Here is an 8,530-nt window from a genome sequence, read left to right as displayed (position 1 = left end):
TGACGCCGCGCGAAAGACAGATCGTGCAACTGGTCTGCGAGGGGAACATGAACAAGCAGATCGCCTATGTCCTCGGCGTAAGCCCCAAGACCGTGGAGACCCACCGCGCGGCGGCGATGAGCAAGTTGTCCTTCACGTCGACCGCCCAGCTCGTTCGCTTCGCGGTGCGGAACAATCTGGTTACCGCTTGAGATCGACGATCCCTCTATCAAAGCATACCCGGCTCGAAACCCTGCCGCTTCCTGTGCGCGGCAGGGCCATCGGGGCGTCCTAGACCAACCCGCGTCCGTCGATGCGGAACGCGGGCACGAAACCCGTCGTTCCCCGCGCCAGCTTCAGATGGAGCCCCCGGCCGTCGCGGCTATGGGCGACCGGCCCGCCGCCCAGCATGGTCACGCGTTCGACCACGCCCGCCTTGGGCCCGGCGGCGAGCGATGCGATCGTGACGTCCCCATCCGGTTTGCCCAGCACCAGGGCATAGAGCGCGCCGTTGTTGGTCGTGAAGCGAATGTCCTCCGCCGTGAAGGGCTTGGCCTTCTCCTCGCTCTGCATGCCGAGCACGGGCTTGTTCGGACCTTCGCCGAAGCGGCGCCAGGGGCGCGAGCCGAAGATCGCTTCCCCGCCCGCTTTCATCCATTCGGACATCTCGTCCAGGATCCGCTCCTCCTCGCTGTCGATCGAGCCGTCCCCCGGCTGCGGGATCGAGAGCAGCAGGTTGCCGTTCTTGGAGACGACATCCGCAAGGCGCTGGATCACTTCCTCGGCGCTCTTGTAGCTCTTCTCGTTGAGGCGGGCGACGTTGTAGAACCAGTCGCCGATGCAGGTATCGGTCTGCCAGGGTTCGTCCCAGATATGGTCGGTGTAGCCGCGCTCCACGTCCTGGACCACGCCGAAGCGGGCCTCCGGGGATAGCTGCTTCGCGGTCAGGACCACGTCGATCTTGCCGTGCCACTGGATGGAGCGGTTGTAATAGTCCGCCGCCGCTTCCAGCCCGACCGGACCGAACGGCAACCCGTAATCGTCGAAGTAGACCAGATCGGGGCGATACTTGTCGATCAGGTCGGTCTGGCGCAGCAGCCACCGGGTAACATAGGCGGGATCGTCCTTGGGGCCGCTCTCGATCCACTGGCCGTTGTTGGCATCATGCCAGGCGTTCATCGCTTCTATGCTGTCGATCCCGTCGGGCAGGACGGCGTGGCCACCGGTGTAGAGTTCCTGCGGGTCCAGCCCGTCCCACCACTGGCCCTTGCCGTCCGCCTTGCGCAGGCCGAAGGCGTCGTAGCGGCGGCCTTTTTCCGGCCCGGTGGGGTCATAGCCATAGGCCGTCTGGTACCAGTGCCAGGCGTGGGCGGCATGGTTGGAAACGCCGAAGCGCAACCCGGCCTTGCGCGCGGCCTTCTCCCAGATGCCCACCACGTCCTTGCCGGGGCCGACGCGCAGGCTGTTCCAGGCGTGGTAGCGGCTGTCGTAGCAGTCGAGATTGTCGTGATGGCAGGCGAGGGCAACGAAATACTTGGCGCCGGCTTTCTGGTAGCGCGCGATCAGGGCGTCCGGCTCCCAGCGCTCGCCCTTCCAGCGGTTCTGGATGTCCTTCATGCCTTCGACCGAGGGATGGCCGTAAGTCTTCAGGTGATGCTCGTACATGGGATGGCCCTGCATGTACATGAAGCGGCCGTACCAGTCCCCCTGCGCGGGCACCGACTGCGGTCCCCAGTGCGACCAGAGCCCCAACTTGGCGTCGCGGAACCAGTCCGGATAGCGGTAGTTCGCCACCAGAGACGGCCAGTTGGCCTGGACCGGACCGGGCGCGCTTCCCATGGCGCTGGCGGCGCGGGCCGTCCGCGCGAGGCCCAGCGCGGCGGCGCCCGCCATGAAGGAGCGGCGCTTGAGATCGATCATCGTTGTGCTCCCAGGGTTCCGGTTACGGCGGCAAGGGCCAATGGACGCATCACGGCATAGCCCGCAGGCGTGGGGTGGACGCCGTCGCTGGCGAGGCCCGGCTTCATCGCGCCGTCAGCCAGGGCCATGGCGCGATGATAGTCCACGAAGGCGAAGCGGTTGGCGCGGGCGTAAGCTGCCAGACGCGCGTTCATCTCGGCGATCTGCGGGACGGGGCGCTTGTCGGGGCTCCAGGGAAATGCGGCGGCGGGCGGGATCGAGGCGATGATCACCTTGATCCCATGCGCGCGGGCCAGTTCCGCCATGCTCTGGATATTGCCGAAGACGGTGTCCATCGTCGCCGCGCCGGTATTGCCCGCAATATCGTTGGTGCCGGCCATGATGTGGACCGCCTGCGGCTTCAGCGCGATCACGTCCTGACGGAAGCGGACCAGCATCTGCGCGGTCGTCTGCCCACTGATGCCGCGATCGACCAGCCCCTCGGTGAAAAACTGGGGATCGGCATTGATCCAGTTGTCGGTGATGGAATCGCCCATGAAGACGACCCTGACCTTCTGCGCCGCGATCGCGCGGTTCGCTTCGGCATAGCGGCAGAGCTGGCCGAAGTCGCGGGTGAGCATATGCAGGTTCCACGTAACCCAGCCGGCCTGGTCGGTTGGCGCGGGATGGGCGGGGCAGGGGTCTGCGACGATGCCCACCGGGTCTGCGGCATGAGGGTCTCCCGGCACTTGCGTTCCCGCCTGCGCCGGACTTGCGAAGCCGAGCGCGAGCAGGATGGCAGGTGCCAGACCGGCCAGTCGAAAATGAATTGTCATGGTCTGTCCCCCAGAGCTTGTTCTATGGCGCGCTGCACCACCGGCGCCATCACGGCATAGCCGGCGTCCAGAGGATGCACGCCGTCATCGGTAAAGCGGGCCGCCATCAGGCCGCGCGCGTCGACCAGCGGGCTATGATAGTCCGCAAAGGCATAGCCGCCTTGCGCGCAGAAAGTGCGAAGCCAGGCGTTCAGGGCGCGGATCCGGTTGGGGTCGCGATCCTTCACGACGTCCTTGGCGGCCGGCGTATAGTCGTTGACCGGCAAAATCGCGCCGAGCACCACCTTGATGCCGTGGGCGTCGGCAAGATCGGCCATGGTCTCCCAGTTCGCTTCGATCTGCTCCGGCGTCTCTTGCTGGAGGAAGCCCTGAATGTCGTTGATCCCGGCCAGGACGACCACGGCGGATGGCTTCAGCGCGATCACGTCCTGGTGGAAGCGCAGGATCATCTGCGAGGTGACCTGGGCGCCTATGCCGCGATTGACGTAGTCTCGGCCGGGGAAGGCGGCGGCCAGGTTCCAGCGGTCGGTGATCGAATCGCCCAGGAACACCACGCGCCGTTCGCCGGCTTTGGGGGCGGGAAGGGCCGCGTTCGCCGGGGCGTAGAGATAGCGTTCGCCGAAGTCCTGCATCAGGCTGGGCACCAGCTTGGCGCGGAACGGCCCGAGCCATTCGCCCCAGTCCTTCTCCACCACCGTGCGGCGTTCGGGTGAGCTTTGATACTGCTGCGCGGCGACCGGTACCGCTGGAAGCGCGGCAAGCAGTGCCAGCAGGGCGACACCGCGCCTCATGCGAAGGGAACGCCGTGCGTCTGCGCGAAAGTAGCGAAGAGCGCGGGCCAGGCGGCGGCCTGCATGCTCGCGGGCAGGCGAACGCCGAAGCCGTGCCCGCCGTTTTCGAACACATGCAGCGCCGAAGGGCGTCCGGCTTCCTGCAAGGACTGGAACAAGGCGATGCTGTTGGCCGGCGGCACCAGGCCGTCGTCGGCGGCATGGGCCAGGAAGGTTGGGCACGTCGCGCCATCCACCCGCGCTTCCACCGAGCGCAGCTTCTGCTGGGCTGGTGTCGATCCCGGCCCCAGCAGATTGTCGCGCGATCCCACATGGGTGAATGGCGCGACAAGGCTGACGACGGGGTAGAGCAGACCCGCGACTTGCGGCGTGGCGCTCTGGCGATCCGCCTCGTCGACGGGGCGGTATACGTCTTCCGAATGGCGCGTGGCGAGCGACCCGGCGAGATGTCCTCCTGCCGAGAAGCCGAGGACGCCCACTTTCGCGGGATTGATCCCGAACCGGCTGGCTCCCGCGCGGATCAGGCGCATGGCGCGCTGGGCATCCTGAAGGGGCACGTCCTCGCGCCGGGTCCAGCCTTCGCCGGGGAGACGGTAGAGCAGGATGAAGACGGTCACGCCCCGCGCATTGAGCCATGCGGCCTGGCTGATGCCCTCGTTGTCGTAGGACAGGAAGCCGTAGCCGCCACCGGGCACCACCAGCATCGCGCTGCCGTTGGGGCGGGCCGGGCGCTTCACCACCATGACCGGCCGGTCGATGCCGGTGATCCAACGGTCGGGGTGGGCGGCGTCCTTGGACTGGTCGGCGATCTTGCGGCGGATCGGCGTGGCCGTCGCGCCCGGTGGCAGGGTGGGAGCCGAGTCAGGCCAGAGCGGAACCACTTCGTCCGCAGGGCCTGTCTGCGCGGAGGCCATGCGGGGCAAGGCGGCCAAGGCAGCGACGCCGGCCAGGGTGGTGCGGCGGGTCATCCGGGTCACGGTATCTACTCCTGTAGTTCGGGGGAGACCCCCTGTCGGATCGGGGACATGGCGGCTCCGATCGCGGCGGCTGCCTCCCGCACGCGCAGGCTGCACGCCTCGATGGTGGACTTGCTGGCCGGTCCCGCGACGAAGGGCACGGTGAGGGCGGCGCGTGCCGTTCCGCCCAGCAGGATCGGTGCCGAAAGATCGGTGATGCCCGTCAGCATCGGGCTGGGTTCGCTGGCGCCGCCCGCTTCCGCAACCTTGTCCAGCCGCGCGAGCAGAGCCGCTTCGTCGAGGTCATCCCCGCTGGCCCGGCGGATATCAGCGATCATGGCGGCGCGCGCCTCGGGAGACTGGAAAGCGAGCAGGATGCGGCCAGAGTTGGAGAGGTGCAATGGCCGGCGATAGCCTACCCTGACGGCAAATCCGGACAGGCCCGGTGCCTCTATGGCGATGATCACGATCATCTCCGCCCCGGAGGCCACGCCCAGATGGCAGCTCTGGCCGATGGTGCGGGCGAGTTCCTGCATGACCGGAAGCGCGGTAGAGGCAAGGTCGCGGATCGGCGGCTGGCTCATGCCCAGAGTGAAGAGGCGGTTGGTCAGCCGATAGCCGTCTTCCGCGCGCGCGATGTAGCCGTGCTCCTCCAGCACCTGGAGCATCCGGAAAATCTCGCTGACGGAGCGGCCCAGCGCCGCCGAGATGTCGGACATGATGAGCGGCTCGCTGGAACCGGCCAGAAGTTCGAGGATTTCCAGCCCCTTCTTCAGGGCGGGCGCCTGGTAGCGCGTCTTGCCGTCCATCGATCCTCTCCCGTTCCTGCACCGATCCTCTTTTGCCAACCGCGCTCGGATTTGCCATGCCCATCGATCACAATCCACATATGAAATCAATTTTTATATTTCATAATGTTTCGATTAAGCGTAATGAGTCGCTCGTCTTCGCTCCGGGCAACGCGAGAAACGGCTGGTTCAAAGCCGGATCGCGTGCTCGGCCGAAAGGCGAGGCTTTTTGAGGATGTGCTCCGCGAAGGAGCCAGGGAGAGGGGAAGTCCATGAGGACGATTGTTCAGGCATCGCGCCGTGCGCGTCTGCTTACGGGAATATCGGCAGCTACTGTCGCGCTCGGCACGATTGCGCCGGCAAATGCGCAGGCAGTCACGGCCGAGCAGAGCGCGGAAACGGCCGCGCCGCAGGACGGGCAGGGCAACGATATCGTCGTCACCGGCGTGCGCGCCAGCCTTAGCAGCGCGCAGTCGATCAAGCGCAATTCCGACGTCATCGTCGATTCCATCGTGGCCGAGGACATCGGCAAGCTGCCCGATCGCAACGTTGCCGAGGCGCTCCAGCGCATCACCGGCATCCAGATCCAGCGCAGCTTCGGTGAAGGCAGCTCGGTCTCGATCCGCGGCCTCAGCCAGGTCCGCACCGAAGTGAACGGACGGGACGTGTTCACCGCCAACGGTGGCCGCACGCTGAGCCTGGAAGACGTGCCCTCGGAACTGCTTGCGGGTGTGGACGTCTACAAGAACCCGGCGGCTGACCAGATCGAGGGCGGCATCGGCGGTCTGATCAACTTGCGCACGCGCAAGCCCTTCGACTTCGACGGCTTCAAGGCCTCCGCCAGCGCCAGCATCAACTATTACGACCTCTACGGGAAGTCGACGCCGCAGGCCAACCTGCTGCTGTCGGACCGCTGGGACACCGGCATCGGCGAGATCGGCGTCATGGTCGACGTCGCCTACCAGAAGACCGCGTTCCGCCAGGACCAGATCTCCAGCCAGCCTTTCTACGAACTGGACCAGACACTTGGCGCCAACGGCGTTCCGAACGACGCGGCCGATTATGCCGTAGCTTCGGGCCTCGGCCGCCTTGGCAAAGACACCTATCTGCCGCACGGCGTGGGCATCGGCCAGTACTTGGGCGACCGCCGCCGCATCGGCATCGACGCGGCCATCCAGTGGAAGCCGACCGAGACGCTGCTGTTCACCGGCGAGTACGTCCGCTCCGACTACAAGTTCCAGTACGGCGACTACAGCTTCTTCGCCTATACCGGCGACAATCCGATCACGCCGGACTACACCCAGCCCTTCGCATTCGACGACGACGGCAATTTCCGCAGCGGCACTTTCGCCAACGTGCCGATCGATTCCAACACCAGCCTCGAGCGCCGCAAGTCGGTCACCAACGACTTCTCGCTCAACGTGAAGTGGAATCCCACCAACAACCTGTCGGTGAACGGCGACTTTCAGTATATTCGCGGCACCACCGACGGCCAGCGGTCGATCGTGATCCTGCATTCGAACGCCGAGCGGCTCTACCAGGTGGTGGGCAGCGGCGTGCCGACCATGGACATCCTGCCGGACAACAATCCCGCCAACGGCAACGGCTCCGTCACCGACGTGGCGAACTATGCCCCGCTGGGCGGCGGCTACCTCGACCACATCGACCATTCGGTGGGCAAGCAATATTCCGGGCGCCTGGACGCGGAATACAAGTTCGATGGCGGATTCCTGCGCTCGATCTCCGCAGGCCTGCGCTATACCGACCGTTCCGCCGTCACCGATTCCAGCACTTACGCCTACTACGGTACCAGCGCGCTGGCGGACAATCTCTACGAGGTGCATCCGTTCCGGGGCGATCTCTATCGCGGTTATCAGGGCGTTCCGGACGGCGGCGTGTTCTTCAATCGCGGGATCGTGCTGGACTATGACGCCACCCGCCAGGCGCTGGCCCCCTATGTCAGCGATTCCCAGCGCCAGGCGCTGCTCGACGGCGTGAGCTACGTTCCCAGCGACCGCAATACCCAGGGCGAGAAGACCTATACCGCCTACGGTCTTGCCAAGTTCAACTTCGAAGATGCCGGCTTCCCGCTCGACGGCAACATCGGTGTCCGCGTCGTCAAGACCAAGGTTTCCACCGACGGCTTCATCGTCCAGACCCCGCAGGTGATCATCGACGGTCAGCCGGGGAACGGGCCGATCTCCTACGTCGCGCTGGGGGTGAACTCCAACTACACCAAGGCGCTGCCCAGCCTGAACTTGCGCTATCACTTCAACGACAAGCTGCAACTGCGCCTCGCCGCCTCGAAGGGGCTGACCCGCCCGGACTTCTCGCAGCTCAATCCCAACATCAACATCGTCGAGTTCAATTCCGGCAGCGGGCTGCGGACGGCATCGAGCGGCAATCCGTACCTCAAGCCGCTGGAAGCCAAGCAGTTCGACGCCTCGCTGGAATGGTATTTCTCGCAGACGGGTTCGCTCTACGGCGCGGCCTTCTACAAGAAGGTGGACGGCTTCATCGCCAATATCACCAGCACCGAGACTTACGACTTCGGCAACGGCCCCTTCAACGTCGACGTCACCCGCCCGCTGAACGGCGACAATGGCAAGATCAAGGGCTTCGAAATCGGCGGCAACACCTTCTTCGATTTCCTGCCCGGCGTGCTTTCCGGCTTCGGCGTCCAGGCGAACTTCACCTATGTCGACAGCAAGGCGCCCAGCCCCGATGCGGCCGACAACGAAGGAAACCAGCTTTCGGTGCCGCTCGAATTGCTGTCCAAGTACAGCTACAACCTGATCGGCTTCTATGACAAGGGACCGCTTTCTGCGCGCGTCGCCTACAACTGGCGCAGCAAGTACGTCGTGACCACGCGCGGAAATGGTAGCGGTAACCTGCCGATCTTCAACGATGCGCGCGGACAGCTGGACGCGTCGATCACCTACACGTTCACGCCGAACTTCGCCCTGACCCTCGATGGCGTGAACCTGACCAATACGGAGAACCGCACCTACTACGGCATCGCCAGCAGGCCGCAGTCCAACGTGCTCAACGATCGGCGCATCAGCCTCACGGCACGCCTGACGTACTGATCCGCCTTGAGCATTTTCTAATCAGATGGGATCATCTGATGACTCGGAAAAAATGCGCCAAACCTGCGGCTTGGAGCAGTCGATCCGATTCAATCGGATCGACTGCTCTTGCGGCGATCGGTCTGTTCGCTACTGGTCGGGAGATCCCCGGCCAGTAGCTTTTTCGGCGCCAGAACCGGAGTGGGAGACGTG

Annotated in this window: 7 protein-coding genes; 2 read left to right on the top strand and 5 right to left on the bottom strand. The window is 65.1% G+C overall.

Annotated elements, in window-relative coordinates:
* On the top strand, window positions 1-191 hold a 191-nt coding region (locus RT424_RS00375; RefSeq protein ID WP_313433628.1), incomplete at its 5' end, for a LuxR C-terminal-related transcriptional regulator.
* 79 nt (window positions 192-270) lie between these two features.
* Here RT424_RS00375 and RT424_RS00370 read toward each other — a convergent pair.
* Genes RT424_RS00370 through RT424_RS00350 form a run of 5 tightly spaced genes read right to left on the bottom strand, consistent with a single transcriptional unit; the run spans window position 271 to window position 5,270 of the window.
* Window positions 271-1,899, bottom strand: a complete 1,629-nt coding sequence (locus RT424_RS00370) for an alpha-L-fucosidase (RefSeq protein WP_313433625.1) — start codon at window positions 1,897-1,899, stop codon at window positions 271-273.
* Window positions 1,896-2,714: an SGNH/GDSL hydrolase family protein gene (locus RT424_RS00365; RefSeq protein WP_313433623.1), complete on the bottom strand. Its 819-nt coding sequence runs from the start codon at window positions 2,712-2,714 to the stop codon at window positions 1,896-1,898. The genes RT424_RS00370 and RT424_RS00365 overlap by 4 nt, the downstream gene beginning before the upstream one ends.
* A complete protein-coding gene (locus tag RT424_RS00360; protein WP_313433622.1) occupies window positions 2,711-3,505 on the bottom strand; it encodes a GDSL-type esterase/lipase family protein in 795 nt (264 codons plus the stop codon). Before RT424_RS00360 ends, RT424_RS00365 begins: the two co-directional genes overlap by 4 nt.
* Complete coding sequence (locus RT424_RS00355) at window positions 3,502-4,482, bottom strand: alpha/beta hydrolase (RefSeq protein ID WP_313433620.1); 981 nt, start codon at window positions 4,480-4,482, stop codon at window positions 3,502-3,504. The genes RT424_RS00360 and RT424_RS00355 overlap by 4 nt, the downstream gene beginning before the upstream one ends.
* 5 nt (window positions 4,483-4,487) lie before the next feature.
* Window positions 4,488-5,270 (bottom strand): IclR family transcriptional regulator, encoded by a 783-nt coding sequence (locus RT424_RS00350; RefSeq protein ID WP_313433617.1) that lies wholly within the window; start codon window positions 5,268-5,270, stop codon window positions 4,488-4,490.
* Between the two features lie 251 nt (window positions 5,271-5,521).
* Between RT424_RS00350 and RT424_RS00345 the strand changes: the two genes are divergently transcribed.
* Window positions 5,522-8,338: a TonB-dependent receptor gene (locus RT424_RS00345; protein ID WP_313433614.1), complete on the top strand. Its 2,817-nt coding sequence runs from the start codon at window positions 5,522-5,524 to the stop codon at window positions 8,336-8,338.
* Window positions 8,339-8,530 lie beyond the last annotated feature (192 nt).

Origin of the sequence: Novosphingobium sp., from assembly GCF_032093395.1 — a bacterium.
In the GTDB taxonomy this organism is placed as follows: domain Bacteria; phylum Pseudomonadota; class Alphaproteobacteria; order Sphingomonadales; family Sphingomonadaceae; genus Novosphingobium.
This window is presented reverse-complemented; position numbering and strand designations above follow the sequence as displayed.